The organism is Streptomyces sp. NPDC045846 (assembly GCF_056431605.1).
The window spans coordinates 610,522-636,066 of record NZ_JBWKKJ010000001.1 but is presented as its reverse complement, the minus strand read 5'-3'; the positions used below and the strand labels follow the sequence as shown (position 1 = coordinate 636,066).

The 25,545-nt window shown below is 72.6% G+C and carries 20 protein-coding genes; 7 read left to right on the top strand and 13 right to left on the bottom strand.

The features are described 5' to 3' along the window. Positions 1-58: 58 nt before the first annotated feature. The 4 genes from wecB to AC07F3_RS02760 form a co-directional block, all read right to left on the bottom strand. The gene (wecB, locus tag AC07F3_RS02775) at positions 59-1,186 is read right to left on the bottom strand and encodes a non-hydrolyzing UDP-N-acetylglucosamine 2-epimerase (protein ID WP_479109767.1); all 1,128 of its coding nucleotides are present in this window, start codon (positions 1,184-1,186) and stop codon (positions 59-61) included. Between the two features lie 165 nt (positions 1,187-1,351). Then, positions 1,352-2,044: a response regulator transcription factor gene (locus AC07F3_RS02770; protein WP_479109765.1), complete on the bottom strand. Its 693-nt coding sequence runs from the start codon at positions 2,042-2,044 to the stop codon at positions 1,352-1,354. Further along, the gene (locus tag AC07F3_RS02765) at positions 2,041-3,168 is read right to left on the bottom strand and encodes a PAS domain-containing sensor histidine kinase (RefSeq protein ID WP_479109763.1); all 1,128 of its coding nucleotides are present in this window, start codon (positions 3,166-3,168) and stop codon (positions 2,041-2,043) included. The genes AC07F3_RS02770 and AC07F3_RS02765 overlap by 4 nt, the downstream gene beginning before the upstream one ends. 78 nt (positions 3,169-3,246) lie before the next feature. After that, the gene (locus tag AC07F3_RS02760) at positions 3,247-4,884 is read right to left on the bottom strand and encodes an ABC-F family ATP-binding cassette domain-containing protein (RefSeq protein ID WP_479109761.1); all 1,638 of its coding nucleotides are present in this window, start codon (positions 4,882-4,884) and stop codon (positions 3,247-3,249) included. 430 nt (positions 4,885-5,314) lie between these two features. Here AC07F3_RS02760 and AC07F3_RS02755 point away from each other — a divergent pair, with 430 nt between their 5' ends. After that, the gene (locus AC07F3_RS02755; protein WP_479109759.1) at positions 5,315-6,073 is read left to right on the top strand and encodes a thioesterase II family protein; all 759 of its coding nucleotides are present in this window, start codon (positions 5,315-5,317) and stop codon (positions 6,071-6,073) included. Between the two features lie 41 nt (positions 6,074-6,114). Beyond that, the gene (locus AC07F3_RS02750; protein ID WP_479109757.1) at positions 6,115-7,041 is read left to right on the top strand and encodes an FAD-dependent oxidoreductase; all 927 of its coding nucleotides are present in this window, start codon (positions 6,115-6,117) and stop codon (positions 7,039-7,041) included. Position 7,042: 1 nt separating this feature from the next. On the opposite strand, the gene AC07F3_RS02745 is transcribed toward AC07F3_RS02750, so the two are convergent. Continuing rightward, complete coding sequence (locus AC07F3_RS02745) at positions 7,043-8,320, bottom strand: M14 family metallopeptidase (protein WP_479109755.1); 1,278 nt, start codon at positions 8,318-8,320, stop codon at positions 7,043-7,045. Further along, positions 8,317-10,302, bottom strand: a complete 1,986-nt coding sequence (locus tag AC07F3_RS02740; protein WP_479109753.1) for a Xaa-Pro dipeptidyl-peptidase — start codon at positions 10,300-10,302, stop codon at positions 8,317-8,319. The genes AC07F3_RS02745 and AC07F3_RS02740 overlap by 4 nt, the downstream gene beginning before the upstream one ends. Before the next feature lie 212 nt (positions 10,303-10,514). Between AC07F3_RS02740 and AC07F3_RS02735 the strand changes: the two genes are divergently transcribed. Together AC07F3_RS02735 and AC07F3_RS02730 are read left to right on the top strand one after the other, a co-directional pair. Beyond that, positions 10,515-12,062 (top strand): M1 family metallopeptidase, encoded by a 1,548-nt coding sequence (locus AC07F3_RS02735; RefSeq protein ID WP_479110586.1) that lies wholly within the window; start codon positions 10,515-10,517, stop codon positions 12,060-12,062. A gap of 342 nt (positions 12,063-12,404) precedes the next feature. Beyond that, positions 12,405-13,430: a LacI family DNA-binding transcriptional regulator gene (locus tag AC07F3_RS02730; RefSeq protein ID WP_479109751.1), complete on the top strand. Its 1,026-nt coding sequence runs from the start codon at positions 12,405-12,407 to the stop codon at positions 13,428-13,430. Positions 13,431-13,597: 167 nt separating this feature from the next. Here AC07F3_RS02730 and AC07F3_RS02725 read toward each other — a convergent pair whose 3' ends face one another. Continuing rightward, positions 13,598-14,476, bottom strand: coding sequence for an oxygenase MpaB family protein (locus AC07F3_RS02725; RefSeq protein WP_479109749.1), 879 nt, complete (start codon positions 14,474-14,476; stop codon positions 13,598-13,600). Positions 14,477-14,640: 164 nt separating this feature from the next. Next, entirely contained in the window at positions 14,641-15,114 is a 474-nt protein-coding gene (locus AC07F3_RS02720; RefSeq protein ID WP_479109747.1) for a F0F1 ATP synthase subunit B family protein, read from the bottom strand. Between the two features lie 172 nt (positions 15,115-15,286). Between AC07F3_RS02720 and sph the strand changes: the two genes are divergently transcribed. Then, the gene (gene sph / locus AC07F3_RS02715) at positions 15,287-16,273 is read left to right on the top strand and encodes a sphingomyelin phosphodiesterase (RefSeq protein ID WP_479109745.1); all 987 of its coding nucleotides are present in this window, start codon (positions 15,287-15,289) and stop codon (positions 16,271-16,273) included. Positions 16,274-16,476: 203 nt separating this feature from the next. Then, positions 16,477-17,328 carry a MerR family transcriptional regulator gene (locus tag AC07F3_RS02710; protein WP_479109743.1) on the top strand — a complete coding sequence of 284 codons (852 nt, stop codon included), beginning with the start codon at positions 16,477-16,479 and terminating at the stop codon, positions 17,326-17,328. 163 nt (positions 17,329-17,491) lie between these two features. Here AC07F3_RS02710 and AC07F3_RS02705 read toward each other — a convergent pair whose 3' ends face one another. Genes AC07F3_RS02705 through AC07F3_RS02690 form a run of 4 tightly spaced genes read right to left on the bottom strand, consistent with a single transcriptional unit; the run spans position 17,492 to position 23,291 of the window. Further along, positions 17,492-19,684 carry a 3-hydroxyacyl-CoA dehydrogenase NAD-binding domain-containing protein gene (locus AC07F3_RS02705; RefSeq protein WP_479109741.1) on the bottom strand — a complete coding sequence of 731 codons (2,193 nt, stop codon included), beginning with the start codon at positions 19,682-19,684 and terminating at the stop codon, positions 17,492-17,494. A 40-nt stretch (positions 19,685-19,724) separates the two neighbouring features. Then, on the bottom strand, positions 19,725-20,939 hold the full coding sequence (locus tag AC07F3_RS02700) for an acetyl-CoA C-acetyltransferase (protein WP_479109739.1): 1,215 nt from the start codon (positions 20,937-20,939) through the stop codon (positions 19,725-19,727). 59 nt (positions 20,940-20,998) lie between these two features. Beyond that, positions 20,999-22,141, bottom strand: a complete 1,143-nt coding sequence (locus AC07F3_RS02695) for an acyl-CoA dehydrogenase family protein (RefSeq protein ID WP_479109737.1) — start codon at positions 22,139-22,141, stop codon at positions 20,999-21,001. Position 22,142: 1 nt separating this feature from the next. After that, complete coding sequence (locus AC07F3_RS02690; protein ID WP_479109735.1) at positions 22,143-23,291, bottom strand: CaiB/BaiF CoA transferase family protein; 1,149 nt, start codon at positions 23,289-23,291, stop codon at positions 22,143-22,145. A gap of 282 nt (positions 23,292-23,573) precedes the next feature. Between AC07F3_RS02690 and AC07F3_RS02685 the strand changes: the two genes are divergently transcribed. Then, positions 23,574-24,755 carry a saccharopine dehydrogenase family protein gene (locus AC07F3_RS02685; protein ID WP_479109733.1) on the top strand — a complete coding sequence of 394 codons (1,182 nt, stop codon included), beginning with the start codon at positions 23,574-23,576 and terminating at the stop codon, positions 24,753-24,755. A gap of 22 nt (positions 24,756-24,777) precedes the next feature. On the opposite strand, the gene AC07F3_RS02680 is transcribed toward AC07F3_RS02685, so the two are convergent. Further along, on the bottom strand, positions 24,778-25,485 hold the full coding sequence (locus tag AC07F3_RS02680; protein ID WP_479109731.1) for an endonuclease V: 708 nt from the start codon (positions 25,483-25,485) through the stop codon (positions 24,778-24,780). Positions 25,486-25,545: the final 60 nt, after the last annotated feature.

Here is a 25,545-nt window from a genome sequence, read left to right as displayed (position 1 = left end):
GGGTGTCCTTGGCGGTGGTGCGCGGGAGAGTGGGGCCGGTCCGGGGCGTGGCGGGCGGTTACGCCGCGGCCTCGTACACCTCGCGCGTCGCGAGTGCGGCCAGCAAGGCCAGGATGCGGCGCGAGGCGAGGCCGTCGCCGAAGGGGCTCGGCAGCGCGGCGAGCCGGGCCCGCCCGGGCGCGCCCTGGGCGAGACGGCGGCGGGCCGCCTCGCCCAACTCCGGCCCGGGACTCACCAGTTCGGCGAAGTCGGGCATCGCCTCGGGCCGCTCCGTGGAGTTGCGTACGACGACGAGGGGGCGGCCCAGCACCGTGACCTCCTCCTGCACGCCTCCGGAGTCGGACACCAGCAGCGCCGCGTGCTGGGCGAGCGCGAGGAAGGTGCGGTACCGCAGCGGCGGGGTGACGAGCAGGGGCTTCAGGAGCCCGGCGAGGTCCGCCGCCTCGATGCGGGCCCGGGTGCGCGGATGCAGCGCCAGCACCACCGGCAGGTCGGCGGCGAGCGCGGCCAGTTCGGTGAGGACGGCGCGCAGCGCGGCACGGTCGTCGGTGTTCTCGGGCCGGTGGACGGTGGCCAGGACGTACCCCTCGCTCGCCAGCCCGAGCCGCGCGAGCTCGGCGAACCGCTGGGCGCTGGTGGGCAGTTGGCCGCGGACGGCCTCGACGACCGTGTTGCCGGTCACTTCGACGCGGCCCGCCGCGATGCCCTCGGCGAGCAGGTTGTCGCGGTTCTCGGGGGTCGCCGCGCACAGCACGTCCGCGATCCGGTCGATCAGGACCCGGTTGTGCTCTTCGGGCATGTTCCGGTCGTGGCTGCGCAGGCCCGCCTCCACGTGGACGAGCGGGATGGCGCGCGCGTTGGCGGCGAGCGCGCCGGACAGGGCCGCGTTGGTGTCGCCCTGCACGACGACCGCGCGCGGCGGCTCGGCGCCGAAGACCGCGTCGAGCTGGGCCAGCGCGGCGGAGATCTGGACGGCCCGGGGCTGTCCGCCGACGCCGGTGAGGCAGGTCGGCTCGGGGATGCCCAGGTCGGTCAGGAAGCGGCCGGAGAGCTCCTCGTCGTAGTGCTGCCCGGTGTGCACGACGTGGGCGGCGGGCCCGAGGAGGCGGATCAGCTCGGTCAGCTTGACCAGCTCGGGGCGGGTGCCGAGGACGACGGCGATGCTGCGGGGCGGCAGGGCGGACACGGGAACTCCAGGAACGGACCGGCGGGGCGTGTCCGAGGATGTCCGGCGTGCGTTGCGCACCCGGATGGCCTTCGGTTGCCCAACGGTTGCGAAGCCGCCCATCGGACATTTCCGGGCCTTTCGGCCCTCGCGCGGCCGGGACCTTCGGCCCCTGCGAGCGCCGGGTCAGGCGCCCTGGTCCCCCCGGTAGCGGTAACCGAGGCCGCGCACCGCTTCGAGGGGGTCCGATGCGAGACTGCCCGCGGCCTGCTGGAGCTTGCGGCGCACCCGCAGCACGGCGAACTTGACCCGCTCGCGGCCGATGCCCTGGGGGTCGTCCCACACCTGGTCGAGCAGCTGGTCGGTGGTGACGACGCGGCCCCGGTTGCGGACCAGGACCTGGAGCAGCCGGTACTCGATGTCGCTGAGCCGCACCTCCTCGCCGCGCCACAGGGCCGAGCGCCGCTCGGGCACGAGCCGCAGGGCCTCGTCGTGGGAGGCGCCGGCCCAGCGGGCGGGTGAGGCGCGGCGCAGCAGGGCCTCGACGCGGGCGAGCAGCTCCTCGTTGCCGAACGGCTTGGGCAGGTAGTCGTCGGCCCCGGCGCGCAGCCCGCGCACCCGGTCGGTCTCGGCGCCGCGGGCGGTGAGCAGCAGCACCGGCAGGTCGGTCATGTCCCGGGTGCGCTCAAGGACCTGCCAGCCGTCCAGTTCCGGCAGGCCGATGTCGAGGACCATAAGGTCGGGGCTGTCCGCGAACAGCCGCCGCAGTCCCTCGCGGCCGTCCGCCGCGGGCACCACCTCGTATCCGGCCCGGGTGAACAGGATGCGCAGAGCCATCGCCACGTCGGGGTCGTCCTCGACCACCAGGAGCCGGGTCACCGCGGGGCCCCTTCGGCGGGCGGTCCCGCGACGGGCAGCCGGATGGCGAACACCGCTCCCCCGCCCTCGGCGCCCGAGACGCTGAGCTCGCCGCCGTGCCGGCGCACGATCTCGCGGCTGATCGTGAGGCCGAGGCCGGTGCCGGGAAAACCGCCCGCCTCGGCGTTGGGGGCACGTACGAAGCCGGAGAAGATCTCCTCGCGGTACTGCTCGGGAACGCCGATCCCGGTGTCGGCGACGTCGATGTGCCACTGGTCGCCGTGCGGGGCGGCGTCGATGTCGATGCGGCCGCCGGGCGGGGTGAACTTGGCGGCGTTCTCGAGGAGGTTGGCGAGCACGTGCTCCAGGCGGTGCTCGTCCCCGTGCAGCGGCGGCCCCGGCGCGCAGCGCAGCGCCACGAACACACCGGCCTCGGAGGTGGTGGACATCCGGTCGAGCACCGCGTGCTGGAGCATCCGCGCCATGTCCACCCGGTCGAACTCCAGCCTCAGCTGCGGGGCGCGCAGCCGGGCCGTGTTCATGAGGGTGGTCATGACGCCCTCCATGCGCCGGGCATTGCGGCGGATCGCGGCGAGCAGGGCCCGCTGGTCGGCGTCGAGCGGACCGGAGGCGGGGTCGGCGAGGAGCTCGCAGAAGCTGAGAATGGAGGTGAGCGGGGTGCGCAGGCTGTGCGAGGCCAGCGCGAGGAATTCGTTGCGCTGCCCGGCGAGCTCGGCCAGGGCCGCGTTGTCACGCTGGAGCGCGTGCTCGCGGCGCTTGTCCTCGGTGATGTCCTCCGCGGTCCACAGGGAGCCGAACGGCACGCCGTCGGCGTCGTAGAGGGGCTCCACGTCCCGCCGGATCACCCGGCCGTCGGTGAGCGCGATCTCGGCGGCCCGGTGGATGTGCCGGGCGGCGATGGCGTGGGTGGTCTCGACGACCCAGGAGGGCCGTTCGGCGAAGGTGTCGCACACGGCGTCGACGACCGGGCCGAGCGGTGCGCCCGGGGTGTGGTCGACGCGGCCTTCGAGGGCGAACATGTCGGTGAAACGCCGGTTGACGGCGATCACGACGTCGTCGCCGCCTTGCACGATGGCCGCCCTGGGCAGTGCCTCCAGGACGGCCTCCAGTCGGTCACGGTGCACCCGACCACCGTACGCTCAGGCCGCCGCACGTCGCAGTCGCGAAGGCGCGCGCCGACGAGCCCGGCGGCCCGGGCGGTATCAGTGCTCGGTGACCTTTCCGTCCGCGACTTCCAGGCGGCGCGTGGTGTGCACGGCGTCGAGCATCCGGCGGTCGTGGGTGACCAGGAGCAGGGTGCCGGTGTACGAGTCGAGCGCGGATTCCAGCTGCTCGATGGCGGGCAGGTCGAGGTGGTTGGTCGGCTCGTCGAGGACCAGGAGGTTGACGCCCCGGCCCTGGAGCAGGGCCAGCGCGGCACGGGTCCGCTCGCCCGGCGAGAGCGAACCGGCGGGCCTGAGCACGTGGTGCGCCTTGAGGCCGAACTTGGCGAGCAGCGTCCGCACCTCGGCCGGCTCCGTGTCGGGCACCGCGGCGCAGAACGCGTCGAGCAGCGATTCCTCGCCCAGGAACAGGCCGCGCGCCTGGTCGACCTCGCCGACGACGACACCGGAGCCGAGCGTGGCGTGGCCCGCGTCCAGCGGCAGCCGGCCGAGGAGGGCGGCGAGCAGGGTGGACTTGCCGGCGCCGTTGGCGCCGGTGATGGCGACCCGGTCGGCCCAGTCGATCTGGAGCGAGACGGGACCGAAGGTGAAGCCCTCACGGCGCACCTCGGCGTCGCGCAGCGTCGCGACGACCGCGCCCGAGCGGGGCGCGGCGGCGATCTCCATGCGCAGCTCCCACTCCTTGCGGGGCTCCTCGACGACGTCGAGGCGCTCGATCATGCGCTGGGTCTGGCGGGCCTTGGCGGCCTGCTTCTCGCTGGACTCGCTGCGGAACTTCTTCCCCAGCTTGTCGCTGTCGGTGGCCTTGCGGCGGGCGTTCTTGACGCCCTTGTCCATCCAGGAGCGCTGCATCTGGGCGCGGCCTTCGAGGGCGGAGCGCTTGTCGGCGTACTCCTCGTAGTCCTCGCGGGCGTGCCGACGCGCGGTCGCGCGCTCTTCGAGGTAGCCCTCGTAGCCGCCGCCGTACAGGTTGATCTGCTGCTGGGCGAGGTCGAGTTCGAGCACCTTGGTGACGGTGCGGGCGAGGAACTCGCGGTCGTGGCTGACGACGACCGTGCCCGCTCGCAGCCCCTTCACGAACGCTTCGAGGCGCTCCAGACCGTCGAGGTCGAGGTCGTTGGTCGGCTCGTCGAGCAGGAAGACGTCGTAGCGGGACAGCAGCAGCGAGGCGAGTCCGGCGCGGGCGGCCTGGCCGCCGGAGAGCGCGGTCATCGGCTGGTCGAGGCCGGTGGTGAGGCCGAGCGAGGCGGCGACCTCCTCGGCCCGCTCGTCGAGGTCGGCGCCGCCGAGGGCGAGCCAGCGTTCCAGGCTGTCGGCGTACGCGTCGTCGGCGCCGGGGGCCCCGTCGACCAGCGCCTGGGTCGCGGCGTCCATCGTCTCCTGGGCCGCGGCGACACCGGTGCGGCGGGCCAGGAAGGCGCGGATCGTCTCGCCGGGCCGCCGGTCGGGCTCCTGCGGCAGGTGGCCGACGCTCGCCCCGGGCGGGGACAGGCGCAGCTCGCCCTGCTCGGGGGTGTCGAGCCCGGCGAGCAGGCGGAGCAGGGACGACTTGCCCGCTCCGTTGGGTCCGACGAGGCCGATGACGTCGCCGGGGGCGACCACCAGGTCGAGCCCGGCGAACAGGGTGCGGTCGCCGTGGCCGGCGGCGAGGTCCTTGGCGACGAGAGTTGCAGTCATGAGGTGACCGATCCTAAGGCGTCCCCGGGACCGCACCCATGCCCGCCCTGCGCCTGAGCCACGTCCGCGCACCGGGCTCCCGGCCCTCGGAGCCCCGGGACGGACCGACCCTCCCGACTCCTGCCGCTCGACGGGCCCTCGGACCGGGCTCCCGTACCGAGACCGCTGCGAGGGATCCCGCAGCCACCCTCCCGCCCGGACGGGCCTCCGCCCCACCGGGCGGATGGCCGGAACAGGGCGACCGGGCCGGGACGCGATGCGAGACTCCTTGACGGGCAGCCGGGCAGCCGGGCGGCGAAGCGGTGGGTGCCGAGCGGCTCACGGCACCCCGAACCAGCCATCCGCCCCGCCCAGTTGGGCTCGTCCCGACGACCGGCCCGGGCGAACGCCCGTCGCCGCACCGACCCACCTTCCCGGAGGTCTCCGCACCATGAACGCTGCCGTGCCGCCCCGCTGGCTCATCGCCGGGACGCCGCGCCCGGGTGCCCCCGCGCTCTACTGCTTCGCGCACGGGGGCGGCTCGGCCACCGAGTACCTGCGCTGGGGCCGCGAGGTGCCGGGCGCCGAGTTCCAGGCGGTGCAGCTGCCCGGCCGCGGCTCGCGGTACGGGGAGCCGCCGTTCGACTCGATGGAGGCCCTGGTGGCGGCGTTCCTCGACGAGGTGCCGCTCAGCCGGGCGCCGTACGCCTTCTTCGGGCACAGCCTGGGCTCCCTCGTCGCGTACGAGATCACCCGTGCGCTGCGCGACGCGGGGCGGCCGCTGCCCGCGCGGCTGATCCTCTCCGGCTACCCGGCGCCGCACCACCGCCACGTCCGGGCGGACGACCCGGTGCACCGGTTGCCCGACGACGAACTCATCGAGCGGATCGCGAAGCTCCACGGCGGCATCCCGCGGGAGGTGCTGGACTCGGCGGAGCTGCGGGAGCTGGTCGTGGGCGCGCTGCGGGCCGACTACCGCGTCCTGGAGACGTACACCTGGCGGGATGCGCCCCCGCTGCCCGTGCCGATCACCGTCTTCGGCGGCAGCGCCGACCATCCGCGCGAGCAGCTGGACGCCTGGCAGCAGCACACCACCGCAGATGTGACGGTACGCCAGTTCCCGGGCGGGCACTTCTACTTGCGCGAGGAGCCGGAACCGGTGCTGCGGGCGCTGGAGGGCGCGTTGCGGGATGTACGGATGCCGAGCTGACCTCGCGCACGGGGCCGCGCCAGGTGGGCTACCGTCCCGGCATGAGCGACGACGTGATCGTGGTGGGCGGCGGGGTCATCGGTCTGACGACGGCGATCGTCCTGGCGGAGTCGGGCCGCCGGGTCCGGGTGTGGTGCGGGGCGCGGCCGTGGAAGTCGACGTCCGCCGTGGCGGGTGGGCTGTGGTGGCCGTACCGCATCGAGCCGGAGGCCCGGGTCGGCGCCTGGTCGCTGACCACGCTGCGGGTGTACGAGGAACTGGCCCGGCGGCCGGAGGAGACCGGGGTGCGCCTGGTCGGCGGCCTGCACTCCGGGGCCCGGCTCGACGAACTCGGCCCCTGGGCGGCGCACGTGGCGGGGCTGCGCGAGCGCCCGGAGGGCGTGACGGCCGTGCTCCCGCTGATCGACATGCCGGCACATCTGCGCTGGCTCGAACGGCGCCTCACGGCCGCGGGCGGCGCCGTCGAGGTGCGGCGGGTCGAGCGGCTTCCGGACGCGCCGCTGGTGGTCAACTGCACGGGCCTCGGGGCGCGCGACCTCGTGCCGGATCCCGAAGTGCGCCCGGTGCGCGGCCAGTTGGTGGTCGTGGACAACCCGGGGGTCCGGGAGTGGTACACCTCGGCCGAGGAGCACGACGGGGAGACCACCTACTTCTTCCCCCAGCCCTACGGCCTGCTCCTCGGCGGCACCGCCCAGGAGGACGACTGGAACCCGGCTCCCGACCCGGCGACGGCCGAGCGGATCATCGCCCGCTGCGCACGGGTCCACCCCAGGATCGCGGGCGCGACTGTGCGCGCCCACCGTGCGGGACTGCGCCCCGCCCGCGACTCGGGGGTGCGGGTGGAGCGCGAACTCACCTCGCACGGTGGCGTGTTGGTGCACAACTACGGGCACGGCGGGGCCGGGGTGACGGTGGCCTGGGGCTGCGCGGAGGAGGCCGCGGCGCTGGTCGCGCCCTCCTCCGGTTGAGTCAGCAGCGATCGGCGGGCTCGGCGGATGCCAGGTGGTACGGGGCGCGGCCGTCGAGCAGCAGCGGCACCAGATCGCGCAGCGACTGCCGCATCGGCACGAAGGCGCCCCCGTCCGTCGTCCGCCGCAACTGGATCCCGTGCAGGGCGAGTTGCTGCCCGACCTGGTCGTACTGGGGGGAGCTCAGCCGGTAGCCGCAGGGCGGATCGCGCAGGATCTCCGCCGGGGCCGGGGGCGCGTTGTCCGCGCCACCGAGATAGACGGGCCCCTGGTCGCGGTACCCGGCGGCGCGCGCCGCGCCCGTGGCCGCCCGGATGCTCGCGCGGCGCTCCGTCACGAAGTCGAACAGGCCGCTGAGGCTGGTCAGTTGGGAGTCGACCCGGCGTCGGTTGTTGACGGCCGGGTCGGCCTTCTCGGCGTCCGTCACCGCGTCCACCCGGCTCTCGACGAGCAGGGCGACGGCGTGCTTGACGCCCGCCGTGTTGCGCAGGACCCGCTCCTGGCCGTCACCCGCGACCTGTTTGACCGGCCGACCGGTGACGGGGTCGGTCCAGATGCCGTAGGTGCCCGTGCGGTACCCCTCCTGCCGGGCGGCGTCGCGGACGTAGTCGGCGGACAGCGTCCGGGCCTCCTCGTGCACCTGGGGATGGGTGTTGAGGTTGCGCGGCCAGAGGTCGAACAGGTCCTTGTCGTAATACCCCGGGGTGGCGCCGTACTCGTGCAAGTCGTAGACGACGTCGGGGTGTTCGTCGCGCAGCACCGTCGCGACGGCCCGCGCCTCGGCCGTCTTCAGCGCGATGTGGTCGCGGTTGATGTCGACGCCCTCGGAGTTCTCGCGGGTGTCGGCGGCCCGGCCGTCCGGGTTGGCGGTCGGGACGACCACCACGGTGGTGCGTTCCAGGAAGCGGAGCGTGGCCCGGTCCTTGGTCAGGGCGAGGTCCCGGAGCGTGGTGAGGCACGCCTCGCGTCCAGCCGGCTCGTCACCGTGCTGGCTGCACACGAGAAGGACGGTGCTGGTGGTGTGGCGGCCCCCGATGCGCACCTCCTGGAGCGGGCGGCCCTGGCGGGTGGTGCCGATCCGGCGCACCGAGGTCCGCTCGCTGAGCCGGTCCACGGCGGCGAGGAAGGTCTGTTCCTCCGGCTGTCCGGTCCAGCGCGCCCCGTCACTGGCCTCGAAGCCGGTGCGGGGCTCGGTGGAGCGGGCCGTCGCGGGCGCGGTGGCCAGGGGGACGGCGACCGCGGCCGCCGCCACCCCCAGCACGAGCAGGCGTGCCCTCACCGGCGTACGTCCCCGGGGAGCCGCTGCGTCATGCGCGGCACCGGCACGCCCCCGGTGGCCTTCACGCCCGCCGACAGCCGGGGACTCGTACCGGAGGTGGCCCGGGCGAACGCCCCGGCGCCGCCGACGAACGGAACCCTGGCCGCCGTGCGCGCCAGGTCCACCGTCAGGGTCGGCCTGCTCGCCGGCGGCACGATGAGGCCGTTGTCGGTGCCCGCCACGATCAGCGCGAGCCGGTGTCCGGCCGGGACGACGTGGTCGGTGGCGGCCAGGTCGAGCGTGATGGTGTACGGCCTGCCGGGCGTGAGCGGGACGCCCTTCGCGAGGGACGCGTAGTGGCCGAGGTCGGCCCAGCCGCGGCTGAAGACGGTGTAGCCCACGTCGGTCCGGTCCGCGGACGTCGTCAGGAAGCAGGAGCTGTCCCCGGCCGTGCTCGCACCCCAGCAGGTGCGGTCGGTTCCGGTGAGGATGCCTTCACCCGCTCCGGCGTAGTTGCGGATCGTGTCCGGTCCGAGGTCGACCAGGACCGCCGAGAGGTGGGCGCTGTCGGTGGTGGGGGTCGCGGTGACGGTCACCTTGGACGAGCCGGAGACGCGCAGGTCCCGGGTCAGCGGCTGGGTGACGAAGCCCGCCTTGTCGGGTGTGGAGGTATCGATCCGGGCAGCCCAACTCGTCTCGTCCAGGGCGGGGTTGTCGGTGAAGGACGCGGCGGCTCCGGCCGGGGCGGACCTCAGGGAGAGCCCGCCGACGCCCGGCGCCGCACCGCTCACGGGGTGCACCACGGTCGCCGCGGTGCCCGACGGCGGCCACACGCTGTCGGTGCTCCACTGGTCGGGGTGGCGCTCGATGTCGGCCATGGGCTGCCGCTCGATGCCGTTGTCGTAGCCGAGGAGATAGTGGTCGAACCAGTGGTGCAGGGTGTCCACCCACTCGGCGCGCCGGTAGTCGAACGGGTCGACGTGGCCTGTCTGCGACAGCCAGATCTTGCGCTCGACCCCGTTCGCGGCGAGGGCGTCCCACCACTGGCCGAAATTCTTCGTACGGACGTTGAGATCCTGCATGCCGTGCACAACGAAGACGCTGGCCTTCACGTTGTCGGCCCGGCTGACGTAGTCCCGATCGGCCCACAGCCTGGTCCAGTCGCCGGTGCGCGGCGAGCCGTCGACGAGCTTTCGCTGCACGGCGGCGCAGCGCGCCTGCGCGTCCGGGCTGTCGACGTATCCGGCGAGTTCGGCCGGACCGCCGTCGTACAGCGCGGCCCCCTTGGCGAAGTAGTAGTCGTACCAGGACGAGATGGCGCTGATCGGCACGATCGTCCTGAGGCCCTCGACCCCGGTCGCCGCGACGCCGTTGGCTATGGTGCCGTCCCAGCTCTTGCCGATCATGCCGGTGCGGCCGTTGGTCCATCCCGCGGTGGCACGCTGATCTCCGGTACGCGTCGTGTAGGCGCGGGCCCGGCCGTTGAGCCAGTCGACCACCGCCTTCGCGGACAGGATGTCGGAGCGTCCGCCGACGTCCACGCAGCCGTCCGAGCGATTGGTTCCGGCCAGGTCCACCCCGACGAAGGCGTAGCCGCGCGGCACGAAGTAGTTGTCGTAGAACAGCGGCATCTGCACGACGTTGCCGTGGGCGTCGTACGTCTTGAGCTGGCTCTCGTTGCCGCGCCCGCAGCACGAGTAGTAGGGGCTGGCGTCCATGATGACCGGAACCTTGCGGCCCTGCTGCGCGGGTTCGCGCGGCCGGACGATGTCGACCGCGACCCGGTCGCCGCGGCCGTCCCCGTCGCCGTCCAGGCCGGTGTCGACCCAGACGGCCTCGCGTATCGCGTTCTCGTACGAGTAGACCGGGCGGCTCTCCCGGGCGTGGGCCGCCTGGGCGCCCGTCGGGGCGAGGGGCACGGCCGCCAGTGCGGCGACGGCCGCGACGACGAACGATCTGAGGGATCTGGACCTGAGGCGGGGGCCCCGCGCGCGTATCGGCATGGGCGGAAGGTACTCCGGTCAACTCCCGCGCAAAAGGGGGCAGTCGAGAGGTCAAAGCGAACGAAGCCGCACAAGTCAACATGTCGGCCGAATGGCGATCGTGTGACAGATGGAGCCATGGACATGACCGGGACAGCGGGGGCTGAATAGGGTCCGAAGAGATCGTTCACCCTCGTTCACCCCACGACGACACTGACGACTTGGAGCTTGTTGTGCACCGCAGAATCATCGCCCCGAGCGTGCTCGCCGCCTCCCTGCTGCTGGTGATCCCGGCATCGGCCGCGGACTTCACTCCGGGCGCCCCGGGCATCGGCGACCCCTACTACCCGGCCAGCGGCAACGGCGGTTACGACGTCTCGCACTACGACCTGAAGCTCAGGTACCAGCCCGCCACCGACCTCCTCGAAGGCACGGCCACGCTGCTCGCCACCACCCAGCAGGACCTCTCCCGCTTCAACCTGGACTTCGGTCTCGCGGTCAGCGAAGTGCGGGTGAACGGCACCAAGGCGACGTTCGCCACGTCGGGCAGCCACGAACTGGAGATCACTCCGGCCACCCCCCTGCCCAAGGGCAGGTCCATCACCGTGGTGGTCAAGTACGCGGGCAAGCCCTCCGAGCTGAAGGTCGACGGCTGGACGGCCTGGCAGCGCACCCCGGACGGCGGGGTCGCGGCCCAGGAACCGGACTCGGCCGTGTGGTGGTTCCCGTCCAACGACCACCCCCTGGACAAGGCCACCTACGACGTGTCGGTCAAGGTTCCCAACGGCACCCAGGCCATCAGCAACGGCGTGCTGCAGAGCCAGACTTCGAAGCTCGGCTGGACCACGTTCAACTGGCGCTCCAACAAGCCGCAGGCTTCCTACCTCGCCACGCTCGCGGTCGGCAAGTTCGACATCACCACCGACAAGACCGCGAGCGGGCTGCCGGTCCTGAACGCGTACAGCAAGGACCTCGGCGACAACGGCGACGCCGCGCGCTCCAGCATCGAACGCACCAAGGACGTCGCGGAGTGGCTTGAGAGCGTTTTCGGCAAGTACCCCTTCAACGCGCTCGGCGGCTACGTCCCGAACGTCCCGAGCCACTTCGCGCTCGAAACCCAGACCCGCCCCTTCTACAGCCCGGCGCAGTTCGCCAACGGCTCCAACGTGTCCGTGGTCGTCCACGAGTTGGCGCACCAGTGGTACGGGGACAGCGTCTCGGTCAAGGGCTGGAAGGACATCTGGGACAACGAGGGCTTCGCGTCCTACGCCCAGTGGCTCTGGTCGGAGAAGGAGGGTGACGGCACCGCCCAGCAGCTCGCGGACTGGGTGTACTCGCAGCACCCCGCCGACGACCCGTTCTGGAAGGTGAAGCCGGGCGACCCGGGTCCGGACAACCAGTTCGACGCCGCCGTCTACGACCGGGGCGCCCTCGCCATCCAGGCCCTGCGCAACACCGTCGGCGACGCCTCCTTCTTCAAGATCCTCAAGGGCTGGCCCACCGAGCACGCCTACGGCAACGCGTCGGTCAGCGACTTCGTGAAGTACGCGGAGAAGGTCTCGGGCAAGCCGCTGGCGGAACTCTTCGACACCTGGCTGTTCCAGCCCTCCAAGCCGTCCAACTCCGCCGCCGTCAAGGCCAAGTTCGGCCCGCGCGCTGGCGTCGCGGCCGGCCCGTCGCAGAAGGCGCAGCCGGTCAGCCCGGTGGAGCCGAAGTCGTGGAAGAAGATCACGGAATCCCACTCGGCACACGCGCCGCAGGGAGCGGGTGGTCTGCACTGAGCTGAGGGGGCGGCCATGCCGGGCGCGGCCGGGCTGCGCTGAGCCGAGATGGGGGGCGGAGGGCGCGTGAGAGCGCTCTCGCGGATTCTAGGCGGGGTGCGAGCCTCCCTCGCCCGCCCGCGAGAGCGCTCTCACCGGTTCCACATCTGTCAAGGCGTCCACGTCCACCAACGGGTGAGAGCGCTTCCGCGGCCACCCCCGGAACGGCCCGACGCATCCCCGCCGGGACCGGGTGAGAGCGCTCTCGCGGGCGGATCCGCGCCCGGTACCCTGCCGGTACGCTGCCGGGCGGAGCAGTTCCGCCAGGGTCCGTCAGCGATCCGCCGATGAGGAGAACCTGCCTTGACCGAGCAGTACTTCGGCACACGGCCCACGCTGGAGGCCGTCGCAGCGCGCGCCGGTGTATCCCGGGCCACCGCGTCCCGCGTCGTCAATGGCGGCACGGGGGTACGGCCGCCCCTGGTGGACAAGGTGCGTCAGGCGGTCGAGGAGCTGGGCTACATCCCCAATCAGGCGGCCCGCTCCCTGGTCACCCGCCGCACGGGCGCGGTCGCCGTGATCGTGGCCGAGCCGGAGACCAGGTTCTTCTCCGACCCCTTCTTCTCCCGGCAGATCCGCGGCATCAGCAAGGAACTCGCCGCGCACGACACGCAGTTGGTGCTGCTGCTCGTCGAGGGTCCGGACGACTACGGGCGCATCTCCCGCTACCTGACGGGTGGTCACGTCGACGGGGCGCTCGCCTTCTCGCTGCACGACGACGACCCGCTCCCCGCGATCACGCGCGGCGCGGGCATGCTGACGGTGTTCGGCGGGCGGCCCGGTTTCCCCACGGCCGTCCCCTATGTCGACGCCGACAACCGCGGCGGTGCGCGGGAGGCCGTGCGTCATCTACTCTCCCTCGGCCGCAGGCGCATCGCGCACATCGCGGGCCCGCTGGATCAGACCGCCTCCACGGACCGCCTCGACGGTTACCGCGACGTACTCCCGGAGGCCGATCCCGCGCTGGTGGTGGAAGGCGCGTTCACGGCCGAGAGCGGCGCCCACGCGATGGCCGAACTGCTCGCCCGGCGGCCGGACCTGGACGCCGTGTTCGCCGCCAACGACCTCATGGCGTCCGGCGCCCTGCGGGTGCTGCGCGAGCGGGGCCGACGCGTGCCGGACGACGTCGCCCTCGTCGGCTTCGACGACATGGCCTCCGTCGCCGAAGCCACCGACCCGCCGCTGACGACCGTACGCCAGGAGATCGAGGAGATGGGCCGCCTGATGGCACGGCTGCTGCTGCGCGGGCTCGACCAGGGCGGCGACGAAGGAGCCCCGCCCGCCTCCGTGATCACCCCGACAGCCCTGGTCCGGCGCGCCTCGGCCTGAGACCTCAAGTCGCCTCAGCGGTATGGCAGTTCGCCACTCCGGAAGGCCGACACCGGCTGGGGTCGCCGGAAGGCCGGGGCTGGCAAGGCGGCTCTGGCCGGGGGTTAGGACGGGCCGCTCTGGCCGGGGGCTGTGACGGGCCGCTCTGGCCGGGCGGGGCCAGAACGTCAGTGAGAGCGCTTCGTCCGGCCCGTCGTGCGCCGGTGCTCCGCACGGGCCCTGCGGGCGAGCGGCAGGTAGCGCAGGCGCTCGGGCAGCAGGGGCACGACCAGCCGTACGACCCGGCCGAAGCGGCGCAGCTTGCGCTCCTGCTCGTCCGTCCAGTCCAGGCCGATCGCCTCGCGCGCGTCCGGGGGCATGAACCCGATCGTGACGAACCTGCGGAAGCGGGCCAGGGGCGGCAGCAGTACCGGCCAGAGCGCTCTCAGAAGCAGCCGCAGGAGCAGCGGGCCGCGATCGGGGGCCGGGACGGGACGGTCGGTGGCGACGAGTTCCTCGACCACGGCGTTGCTGCGGATCTCGTCGGCGAGGACCTTGCGGTAGTAGGGCCAGAACTCCTCGATGGTCGCGGGCATGTCCCGGTCGTGGATCCCGAGGATCCGGCCGACCTGGAGCCACTCCGCGTACAGCTTGCGGTGCTGGGCGTCGGTGAAGGGGCGGCCGATGTACCGCTGGGCGTGGGCGTAGACGGGATACCCGGTGGCGTGCACCCACGCGTAGTAGGCGGGGGTGAGCGCGTGGTAACGCCGGCCGGTGGCGTCCGTGCCCTGGATGGTCTTGTGGAGCTCCCGGAGCCGGCGTCCTTCCTCGGCGGCCTGCTCGCCTCCGTACACCCAGAGCTGGACCGACCGCAGAGAGCGCTCTCCGCGCCCCCACGGGTCGGTGCGGAACACCGAGTGCTCGTCCACCCCCGCGCCGACCGCGGGGTGGGCGACCTGCATGGTGAGGGCGGCGGGCAGGGTGAGGAGCATCCTGATGTCTCCGGCGAGGCTCCACAGCACGCCGCCGGGCGGGGGCGGCACGGGCGGGGCGTCGCGGCGGCTCATGGCTGGGCTCCCTGGGACTGGTGGTTCTGTGTGGTACTGCCGTGTCTGTAGTGATTCCAGTATGCGATCACTACAGGTCACAGCGGCGCGCAGGGTCCTCAGGGACTGCATGACCGTGCCCCCGGCGAAGCCCGTTCGCCGGGGGCACGGTCACGCGGGTCGGCTCAGCGGTCGGCGGAGGCCGCCAGTGGCTCGCCGAGGATGCGGCCGGCCAGTTCGACGGCCAGCGTGTCGACGTACGGGCGCAGTTCGGCCTCGGCGGCCGCGCGGGCCTCGGCGATCCTGGCGGCGCCGGCGGTGAGGATCTCGTCCCGCTCGCGGACGCCCTCGGCGCGGGCGGCGGCTATCGCGGCCGCGCCCTCCTCCTTGGCCTGCTGGCGGATGCGGGCCGCCTCGTGCCGCGCCCCGGCCAGCTCGGCCTCGTAGCGGGCGCGCACCTCGGCGGCCTCCGCGAGGACGGCCTCGGCCTCGTGGGCACGGCCCGTCGTCAGCGCCTCGCGCTCCTCCAGCGTCCGCTTGATGCGCGGCAGCAGCACGCCCGCCACCACACCGAAGCAGAGCAGGAACGCCACGAAGCCCATCAGGAGATCGGGCACCGTGGGATTGAGGGGGCCCACATTGATGGGGAGAAGCTTCACGCCTGGCACCTTCTCTCGCGCACACGCCCGTGACGGGTGTTGTCAGAGCGTTCGTACTCCTGATCGTACGGCAGGGGCAAGACAGGCGGTGCAGGGAGGTTACCTCTAGGTAATCGCGGCTGGTTTGATGTGCGCGCCGGTCCCAATCCCCACTCCAGACACAGGAGTTCATGTGCCGCACCCCTCGCTCCGCCGGGCCGCCGGGGCGGCTCTCGCCGCCGGGCTCGCCGCCGTCACCCTGGTTGGCGCCGCTCCCGCGTCCGCCGCGACCGTCGAGCCGCCCCGGCTGAAGGTGCTGACGTACAACACCTTCCTGATGAGCCAGAACCTGTACCCGAACTGGGGCCAGAACCACCGCGCGCAGGCGATTCCCGCCGCTCCGTTCTTCCAGGGCAACGACGTCGTCGTGCTCCAGGAGGCATTCGACAACTCCGCATCGGAGGCGTTGAAGCGGAACGCCTCGGCCCAGTACCCGTACCAGACGCCCGTCGTGGGACGTGGCAGGGACGGCTGGGACGCGACCGGAGGCTCGTACTCCTCGACCACTCCCGAGGACGGCGGCGTCACCCTGCTGAGCAAGTGGCCGATCGTGCGCAAGGAGCAGTACGTGTACAAGGACGCCTGCGGCTCGGACTGGTGGTCCAACAAGGGCTTCGTCTATGCCGTGTTGGACGTGAACGGCACCAGGGTGCACATCGTCGGCACGCACACGCAGTCGACGGACTCCGGGTGCGGCGCGGGCGAGGCCGTCAAGGATCGCGCTCTCCAGTTCAGGGCGATCAGGTCCTTCCTGGACGCCAAGCGCATTCCGGCGAGCGAGGAGGTCATGGTCGCGGGCGACCTCAACGTGGACTCACACGGCTCCGAGTACGCCTCGATGCTGGCGAACGGCGGCCTGGTCGGCGCCGACGCGCGGAGGGGGCACGCGTACTCGTTCGACACCGCCGAGAACTCGATCGCCCGCTACCGCTATCCCTCGGATCCGCGCGAGGACCTGGACTACGTTCTGCACCTGGCGGGCCACGCCCGTCCGTCCGGCTGGAGCAACGACGTGGTGGCGGAGTCCACGGCGCCCTGGACGGTGCGCAGTTGGGGCACCGACTACATGTACACGAACCTGAGCGACCACTACCCGCTCCAGGCGGGCCGTACCCCGTGACCGGCGCGCGCGAGCACCCTCGGCCCGGCCCCGAGCCGGTCGGCGACCGCCGTCCGGCCGGGGTCTGCGTGTGCCGCCTCCTGCGCGCGGCCCGGCTTCGGCACCGAGGGTGTATTGAGCAGTGCTGGTGAGACAGCAATACTGTTGCACCGGGCCGGCCGCGCACCTGGCGGCCGGGAACACCGGGGAGGCGGGGCACTGCGATGGCGACGGAGACCGAGGAGCCGACACTCACGGTGGACGAGCTGGCCGCGCGGGCCGGTGTCACCGTGCGGACCATCCGCTTCTACAGCACCCGGGGGCTGCTGCCGCCGCCGGTGATCGGGCCGCGCCGGGTGGGGCACTACGGGCCGGTGCACCTGTCCCGCCTGGCGCTGATCGAGGAGTTGCAGCACCACGGGATGACGCTGGCCGCCATCGAGCGCTACCTCCAGCAGCTGCCGCCCGACCTGAGCGCCCACGACCTGGCCATCCACCGCGCCGTGGTCGCCTCCTGGGCGCCCGACGCGGCGGACGACGCGAGCCGCGCCGAACTGGAGCGCCGGGCCGGGCGCGCGCTGTCCGCCACCGACATCGACCGGCTCGCCGCGATGAACGTCCTGGAGCGGATTCCCGGCTCGCCCGACACCTTCCGCGTGGACCCGGGGCTGCTGGCGCTGGGCGTCCAGCTCCTGGACGTGCCCATCGCGCACGAGACGATCCTGGCGGCCCGCACGGTGCTCATGGAGCACACCCGCTCGGCCGCGCACGAACTGACCCGCCTCTTCCGCGACGAGGTCTGGAACCCCTACCGGGAGCGGGAGTCGGACCCCGATCACGTGGAGGCGATGAAATCGCTCTCCGCGCACATGCAGCCCATGGTGCTCCAGGCGCTGGTCACCGCTTTCCAGCGGTCGCTGAAGGAGGAGCTGAGGGCGGCGTTCGGCACGCCGGACCCCGGATCTCCCGAGGGGCGCGGGGAACCGCGCGACCAGCCCTCATCGGCCCGCGGACACGACGCGGCACCCATCGGAACGCCCCGTACCGTCCGCCCCGCCCAGGCACCGCCCAGCTAGGGGCGCGGGGAACCGTGCGATCAGCCCCCATCGGCCCGCGGACACGACACGGCACCCATCGGAACGCCCCGTACCGTCCGCACCGCCCAGGCACCACACCGCCAGGGGCGTGAAGAACCGCGCACTCGGCCCGGCTCCCCACGCCCCGAACCCCGCGGAGCGCCTACGCGTCCTTGAACGTCTCGCCGTTCTCCGCCTTCCGCACCAGGAGCGCGGGCGGCTGGAAGCGCTCTCCGTAGCGCTCGGCCAGCTCGCGGGCGCGGGCCACGAAGCCGGGCAGACCCACTCCTCGCCCGGCGCCGCCGTCGTACCCGTTGATGTACTGGAGGACGCCGCCGGTCCAGGCGGGGAAGCCGATGCCCATGATCGAGCCGATGTTGGCGTCGGCGACCGAGGTGAGGACGCCCTCCTCGAAGAGGCGGACCGTGTCCAGGGCCTCCGAGAAGAGCATCCGCTCCTTCATGTCCTCGAACGGGATCTGGTACCCGGGCTTGGTGAAGTGCTCGCGCAGGCCGGGCCACAGCTTGCCCCGCTTGCCGTCCTCGCCGTACTCGTAGAACCCGGCGCCGCCGCTGCGGCCGGTGCGGCCGAACTCGTCGACCATGCGGTCGATGACCGCGTCCGAGGGGTGGCCGGGCCAGACGCCGCCGGCCTCCTCGATGGCCCGCCTGGTCTCGTTGCGGATCTTGCGGGGCAGGGTCAGCGTCAGCTCGTCCATCAGGGACAGGACCTTGGCCGGGTAGCCGGCCTGGCCCGCCGCCTGCTCGATGGACGCGGGCTCGATGCCCTCGCCCACCATCGCGACGCCCTCGTTGATGAACTGGCCGATCACGCGGGAGGTGAAGAAGCCCCGCGAGTCGTTCACGACGATCGGCGTCTTCTTGATCTGGCGTACGAGGTCGAAGGCGCGGGCCAGCGCCTCGTCACCGGTGCGCTCGCCCTTGATGATCTCGACCAGCGGCATCTTGTCGACCGGCGAGAAGAAGTGCAGGCCGATGAAGTCGGCCTGGCGCGCGACCCCTTCGGCGAGGCCGGTGATGGGCAGCGTCGAGGTGTTGGAGCACAGCAGCGCGTCGGGGGCGACGATGTCCTGGATCTCCTGGAACACCTTGTGCTTGAGGGAGGTGTCCTCGAAGACCGCCTCGATGACGGCGTCGCAGCCCGCCAGGGCCTGCGGGTCGGCGGTCGGCGTGATCAGCGCGAGCAGCGCGTCCCGCTGGGCCTCGGTGGTGCGGCCCCGTGAGAGCGCTTTCGCGAGGAGCTTCTCGGAGTACGCCTTGCCCTTCTGGGCGGCTTCGGGCGACACGTCCTTCAGGACGACCTCGATGCCGGCCCGGGCGCAGGAGTAGGCGATGCCCGCGCCCATCATCCCCGCGCCGAGGACCGCGACCTTGCGGACGGGGCGCGGCTCGATGCCCTGGGGGCGGCTGACGCCGGAGTTGACGGCCTGGAGGTCGAAGAAGAACGCCTGGATCATGTTCTTCGCGGTCTGCCCGGTGACCAGCTCGGTGAAGTAGCGGGCCTCGATGGTGAGAGCGCTCTCGAAGTCGACCTGGGACCCCTCGACGGCGGCCGCGAGGATGTTGCGCGGCGCCGGGTAGGGCGCGCCCTGGAGCTGCTTCTTCAGGTTGGCCGGGAACGCCGGCAGGTTGGCGGCGAACCGCGGGTTGGACGGCGTACCGCCGGGGATCTTGTAGCCCTTGACGTCCCAGGGCTGCTGGGACTCGGGGTGGGCGTCGATGAACGCGCGCGCCTTGGCGATCATCTCCTCGCGCGTGGCGGCGACCTCGTGCACGAGACCGTTCTCGAGGGCGCGCCGCGGGGAGTATTGGGTGCCCTGGAGCAGCACCTTGAGCAGGGCGTCGGTGATGCCCATGAGCCGTACGGTGCGGGTCACGCCGCCGCCCGCCGGGAGCAGGCCGAGGGTGACCTCGGGCAGGCCGATCTTGGAGCCGGGTGCGTCGAGCGCGACGCGGTGGTGGGAGGCGAGGGCGATCTCGTAACCGCCGCCCAGGGCCGCGCCGTTGATGGCGGCGACGACCGGCTTGCCGAGCGTCTCGATGCGGCGCAGCGAGTTCTTGATGGCGGTGCCGGTGTCGAAGGCCTGCTGGGCGCGGTCGGGGCCGACCTGGATCATGTCCTTCAGGTCGCCGCCGGCGAAGAAGGTCTTCTTGGCGGAGGTGTAGATGATGCCCCGGATGGAGTCCTTCTCGGCCTCGGCGCGGTCCGCGATGGCCGCGATGGAGTCCTTGAAGGCCTGGTTCATGGTGTTGGCGGACTGGTTGGGGTCGTCCAGTACGAGGGTGACGACGCCGGTCTCGTCCTGTTCCCAGCGGATGGTCGTGCTCTCGGTCATTGCGTGATTCTCCGTATGAGGGGGTGCCGGGACGGGACGGTCAGAGACGCTCGACGACGGTGGCGATGCCCATGCCGCCGCCGACGCAGAGCGTGGCGAGCCCGTAGCGCAGCTCGCGCCGCTCCAGCTCGTCGACGAGGGTGCCCAGGATCATCGCGCCGGTCGCGCCGAGGGGGTGGCCCATGGCGATGGCGCCACCGTTGACGTTGACCTTGTCGAGGCTGAGGCCCATGTCCTTGACGAAGCGGAGCACGACCGCGGCGAAGGCCTCGTTGATCTCGACGAGGTCGATGTCGTCGATGGTCAGGCCCGCCTTGGCGAGCGCCTTGCGGGTGGCGGGCGCGGGGCCGGTCAGCATGATGGTGGGCTCGGAGCCGGAGACGGCCGCGGAGACGATGCGGGCCCGCGGGGTCATGCCGTAGCGCTCGCCGACCTCCTTCGAGCCGATGGCGACGAGGGCCGAACCGTCCACGATGCCCGAGGAGTTGCCCGCGTGGTGGACGTGGTTGATCTCCTCCACCCAGTGGTACTTCTGGAGCGCCACGGCGTCGAAGCCGCCCATCTCGCCGATGCCCGCGAAGGACGGCTTGAGGCCCGCGAGGGAGTCGGCGGTGGTGCCCGGGCGCATGTGTTCGTCGTGGTCGAGGACGACGAGGCCGTTGCGGTCCTTGACGGGGACGACGGAGCGCGCGAAGCGGCCGTCCTTCCATGCCTCGGCGGCCCGCGCCTGGGACAGTTCCGCGTAGGCGTCGACGTCGCGGCGGGAGTAGCCCTCGATGGTGGCGATGAGGTCGGCGCCGATGCCCTGCGGGGCGAAGTTGGTGGAGAAGTTGGTCATCGGGTCGGCGAACCAGGCGCCGCCGTCGGAGGCCATCGGCACGCGCGACATGGACTCGACCCCGCCCGCGAGGACGAGGTCCTCCCAGCCCGAACGGACCTTCATCGCCGCCATGTTGACGGCTTCGAGGCCGGAGGCACAGAAGCGGTTCTCCTGGACGCCGGCGACCGTGTCGGGCAGTCCGGCGGCGATCGCCGCGATCCGGGCGATGTCGGAGCCTTGGTCGCCGACCGGGCCGACGACGCCGAGCACGATGTCGTCGATGGCCGCCGGGTCCAGGTCCGGGAAGCGCGCCTGGATCTCGTGGATCAGGCCGACGACCAGGTCGATCGGCTTAGTGGCGTGCAGGGCGCCGTTCGCCTTGCCGCGTCCGCGCGGGGTGCGGATCGCGTCGTACACATACGCTTCGGTGCTCAACGTCAGCAGCCTTTCGGATGAGGGTGGTTCGTGCGGGCCGGGTGGCGGGTGGGTGCGGGTCAGCCGAGCAGGGAGCGGCCGATGATCTCCTTCATGATCTCGGTCGTGCCGCCGTAGATCGTCTGGATCCGGCCGTCCGTGAAGGCCCGGGCCACCCGGTACTCGGTCATGTAGCCGTAGCCGCCGTGCAGTTGGAGGCAGCGGTCGGCGACGCGTTTTTGCAGTTCGGTGGCCCACCACTTGGCCATCGAGGCGTGTACGGCGTCGAGTTCCCCGTTGGAGTGGTCGACGATGCAGCGGTCGAGGAAGGTGCGGGTGACGGCGCACTCGGTGGCCATCTCGGCGATCTCGAACCGGATGTGCTGGAGCTTGGACAGCGGCCGGCCGAAGGCCTCGCGCTCCTTGACGTAGCTCGTGGTGATCTCCAGGAGGTGTTCGGCGGCGGCGATCCCGGCGACCGCGATGCCCATCCGCTCCTGAGCGAGGTTGGTCATCAGGTGGACGAAGGCGCCGTTGAGCTCGCCGAGGAGATGGTCCTTGGGGACGCGTACGTCATGGAAGAACAGCTCGGCCGTGTCCTGCGCCTTCTGTCCGATCTTGTCGAGGTTGCGGCCGCGCTCGAAGCCCTCGGCGCCGCGCTCGACGACCAGCAGGGACAGGCCCTTGGCGCCGCCTTCGGGGGTGGTCTTGGCGACCACGACCACCAGGTCGGCGAGGATGCCGTTGGAGATGAACGTCTTGGAACCGTTGAGCAGCCAGTGGTCGCCCCGGTCCTCGGCGGTGGTGCGGATGCCCTGGAGGTCGGAGCCCGCGCCGGGTTCCGTCATCGCGATCGCGGTGATCAGGGAGCCGTCGCAGAAGCCGGGCAGCCAGCGCCGCTTCTGCTCCTCGGTGGCCAGCCCGGTCAGATAGGGGCCGATGATGTCGTTGTGCAGGCCGAGTGCGAGCCCGGCCGCTCCCGCGCGGGTGAACTCCTCGGCGAGGACGGCGCTGTAGCGGAAGTCGGCGTTGCCGCCGCCCCCGTACTCCTCGGGCACGGCGAGCCCGAGCAGCCCCTGCTTTCCGGCCGCGAGCCACGCCTGCCGCGAGACGATGCCGTCCTTCTCCCACTGGTCGTAGTGCGGCAGGACCTCCTTGGCGAGGAAGGTGCGGACGGTCTCGCGGAACGCCTCGTGCTCGGCGGTGAAGATCTGCCGTTTCAACTCAAGCCTCCTGTACGGGAGTTGACGCTGGTCCCGCCGAGAGCGACGGCAGGTCCCAGTCGCGGGCGACCTCCGCCGTGTGGGCGCCCGGCAGCGCGGGGGGCCGGTGGACGGAGCCGGGGGTGGCGGAGAAGCGGGGTGCGGGCGCGGGCTGGGTGAGGCCGCCGTGCCCGGTGAAGGTGGCGCGGGCGGCCAGATGCGGGTGGTGCGGCGCCTCGTTCAGGGACAGGACGGGTGCCACACAGGCGTCCGAGTCCTCGAAGACGGCGGTCCACTCCTGCCGGGTCCTGGTGCGGAACCGGTCGGCGATGGCGGTGCGCAGGTCGGCCCAGCGGGCCAGGTCGTTGCGGGCGGGTGCCTCGTCCTCGATGCCGAGGAGGCGGATGAACTCGTCGTAGAACCGCTGCTCCAGGGCGCCGACCGCCATGTACTGTCCGTCCGAGGTCTCGTACGTGCCGTAGAAGGGGCAGCCGCCGTCGAGGAGGTTGACGCCGCGCCGGTCCTGCCAGCCGCCGGCCGCCAGCATGCCGTGGATCATCGTGGTGAGGTGGGCGGTGCCGTCGACGATCGCCGCGTCCACGACCTGGCCCGCTCCCTGGGCGCGGGCGTGGTGGAGCGCGGCGAGGACGCCGATGACGAGGTAGAGGGAGCCGCCCGCGTAGTCGCCCACGAGGTTGGCGGGGACGGTGGGCGCCGCGTCGGCGGCGCCGATCATGCCGAGGGTGCCGGTGAGGGCGATGTACGCGATGTCGTGACCGGCCCGCTGGGCGAGCGGGCCGTCCTGGCCCCAGCCGGTCATCCGGCCGTACACGAGCCGGGGGTTGCGGCCCAGGCACTCCTCGGGGCCGACGCCGAGGCGTTCGGCGACGCCGGGGCGGTAGCCCTCGACGAGGATGTCGGCCCGCTCGACGAGGTCGAGGACCAGGCCCGGGCCTTGAGGCGCCTTGAGGTCGACGATCACGGAGCGCTTGTTGCGGTTGGTGAGGTCGTACGCCGGATCCACGCCGAGCCCGGCGCCGCCCGGACGGTCCACCCGCACCACGTCGGCGCCGAGGTCGGCGAGGAGCATGGCGGCGAACGGGCCCGGCCCGATGCCCGCCAGCTCGACCACGCGCACCCCGGCCAGCGGGCCGGTTCCTGTCGCTGCCATCAAGCCCCCAGCACTGTGACACAACTGATGTAACATCAATGATGCTAAGAACACGTTCCACTGGGCACAAGCCCTGATGAGCAACCGCTCAGCACGCAGAGCCACGAGCCGGGACCGGTTGCCCCGATACGCCGGGCTTGCCCGCACCCCTCCTCGCCGGGGACACCGCCAGGGATCATCCGCACCCCGGGCCCGGGTGCCCCGGGCGGGGGCCGCACGCTAGCCTCACAACCCGGCACCGGCCGACGGCGTCACCAGGCAGCTCAAGTGCGGAGGCACACGGTGGAACCCTCGAAGCGGAATTACGACATCGTGCTGTTCGGCGCGACGGGTTTCGTCGGCTCGCTGACCGCGCAGTATCTCGCGACCCACGCGCCCGAGGACTGCCGGTGGGCGATCGCCGGGCGCAGCCTCACCAAGCTGGAGCGGCTGCGCGAGCGGCTCGCGGAGCTCAACCCCGCGTGTGCCGCGCTGCCCCTGGTCACCGCCGACTCCACCGACGCCGCCTCGCTGCGCGCGCTGGCCGCCTCGACGCGCGTCCTCGCCACGACCGTCGGCCCCTACGTCTGGTACGGCGAGGGCCTGGTCGAGGCGTGCGCCGAGGCGGGCACCGACTACCTCGACCTGACCGGTGAGCCGGAGTTCGTCGACACGATGTACGTCCGCCACGACGCGCGGGCCCGCGAGAGCGGTGCCCGGCTGGTGCACGCCTGCGGGTTCGACTCGGTGCCGCACGACCTCGGTGTCCTGTACACGGTGCGCCGGCTCCCGAGCGGGGTGCCGCTGCGCATCGACGGTTTCGTCCGGACCAACGCGACGTTCTCCGGCGGGACGCTGGCCTCCGCGCTGACGGCGCTCGGGCGCGGCGCGCAGACCGCGCGGGCCGCCCGGGAGCGCCGGCTGCACGAGCCGCGCCTGGTGGGGCGCCGGGCCCGCGCCCCGCTCGGCGCCCCGCACTTCAGCAAGGAGACGGGCACCTGGGCGCTGCCCATGCCCACCATCGACCCGCAGGTCATCGCCCGCTCGGCGGCGGCCGACGAGCGGTACGGGCCGGACTTCCGCTACCGCCACTTCGCCGCGGTCAAGCACCTCCCGGTGGCCATCGGCGGGGTGGCCGCGGTGGGAGCGGTCGCCGCCGTCACCCAACTCCCGCCCGCGCGCGCCTGGTTGATGAGCCGCTACGAGGCGGGGCAGGGGCCGGACGAGGCGCGGCGTCGGCGCAGCTGGTTCACCGTGCGGTTCGTCGGCGAGGGCGGCGGCCGCCGGGTCTTCACCGAGGTGTCCGGGGGCGACCCCGGTTACGACGAGACGGCCAAGATCCTCGCCGAGGCCGCGCTCAGTCTCGCCTTCGACGAACTCCCTTCCCTTTCGGGCCAGTTGACGCCCGCGACCGCGATGGGCGCGGCTCTGACCGACCGGCTCCAGAAGGCCGGGATGCGCTTCCGCGTCGCCGACACCCGCTGATCCCGCCGCGAGGGGAGCCCAACTACGGCTGGTGAAGCGCCTGTTGGGCCTCCTTGAGCGCCCGGCGGCACAGCGAGTCGGCGCGCCGGGTGGACTCGGGGATGCGGTAGCGCCGGGCGAGGCCGAGGGCGTGGGCACAGGCGCCGTCCAGGCTCACCCGGTGGCCGACCGACACGAAGACCGGCTTGGTGGCGTCCTGGGTGCGCAGGGCGCGCCCGACCTCGGTGCCGTCGTCGGCGACCAGCGCGGAGCTGTCCCCGCGGCGCGGCCCGGGCTGCTCGTAGGTGAAGGTGAACGGGTTCTTGGCGACGCCCATGACGGGGAGCCCGGTCAGCACGCCGAGGTGGCTCGCGAGCCCGAAGCGGCGTGGGTGGGCGAGCCCGTAGCCGTCGCAGATCACCAGGCCCGGGCCGGAGTCGAGCCGCTCGAGGGCGGCGAGGACGGTGGGGATCTCCCGGAAGGCCAGTAGGCCGGGCACGTAGGGGAAGGCCACCCGGCCGACGGCGGTGGCCTCCTCGACGACCGTTGAGGTCGCCGCGTCGAGCACGACGGCGGCCGCGACCACGAGGTCCCGTTCGTCGTCGTACGCCACGTCGACACCGGTGACGAGCCCGCTGCCGGGCGGCGGCCCCGGTTCGTCGAGCACGACCCGTCCGCGCAGCTCGTCCTGTACGGCCAGGGCGGCCGCCTCGCTGTCCGGCCAGGCGGCCGGAATCCCCGTGATCTCCATGGCGCCCACCCTAGGCTCCCCGCGGCGGGGGTTCGCCCGTGGGGCCGGGGGCCGGTGACA

Excerpts from the sequence above, each read along its gene's own strand:
- AC07F3_RS02760 (WP_479109761.1), bottom strand. The coding sequence starts at position 4,884 with ATGACTGCAACTCTCGTCGCCAAGGACCTCGCCGCCGGCCACGGCGAC.
- AC07F3_RS02755 (WP_479109759.1), top strand. The coding sequence starts at position 5,315 with ATGAACGCTGCCGTGCCGCCCCGCTGGCTCATCGCCGGGACGCCGCGC.
- AC07F3_RS02750 (WP_479109757.1), top strand. The coding sequence starts at position 6,115 with ATGAGCGACGACGTGATCGTGGTGGGCGGCGGGGTCATCGGTCTGACG.
- AC07F3_RS02740 (WP_479109753.1), bottom strand. The coding sequence starts at position 10,302 with ATGCCGATACGCGCGCGGGGCCCCCGCCTCAGGTCCAGATCCCTCAGA.
- AC07F3_RS02725 (WP_479109749.1), bottom strand. The coding sequence starts at position 14,476 with ATGAGCCGCCGCGACGCCCCGCCCGTGCCGCCCCCGCCCGGCGGCGTG.
- AC07F3_RS02710 (WP_479109743.1), top strand. The coding sequence starts at position 16,477 with ATGGCGACGGAGACCGAGGAGCCGACACTCACGGTGGACGAGCTGGCC.
- AC07F3_RS02705 (WP_479109741.1), bottom strand. The coding sequence starts at position 19,684 with ATGACCGAGAGCACGACCATCCGCTGGGAACAGGACGAGACCGGCGTC.
- AC07F3_RS02690 (WP_479109735.1), bottom strand. The coding sequence starts at position 23,291 with ATGGCAGCGACAGGAACCGGCCCGCTGGCCGGGGTGCGCGTGGTCGAG.
- AC07F3_RS02680 (WP_479109731.1), bottom strand. The coding sequence starts at position 25,485 with ATGGAGATCACGGGGATTCCGGCCGCCTGGCCGGACAGCGAGGCGGCC.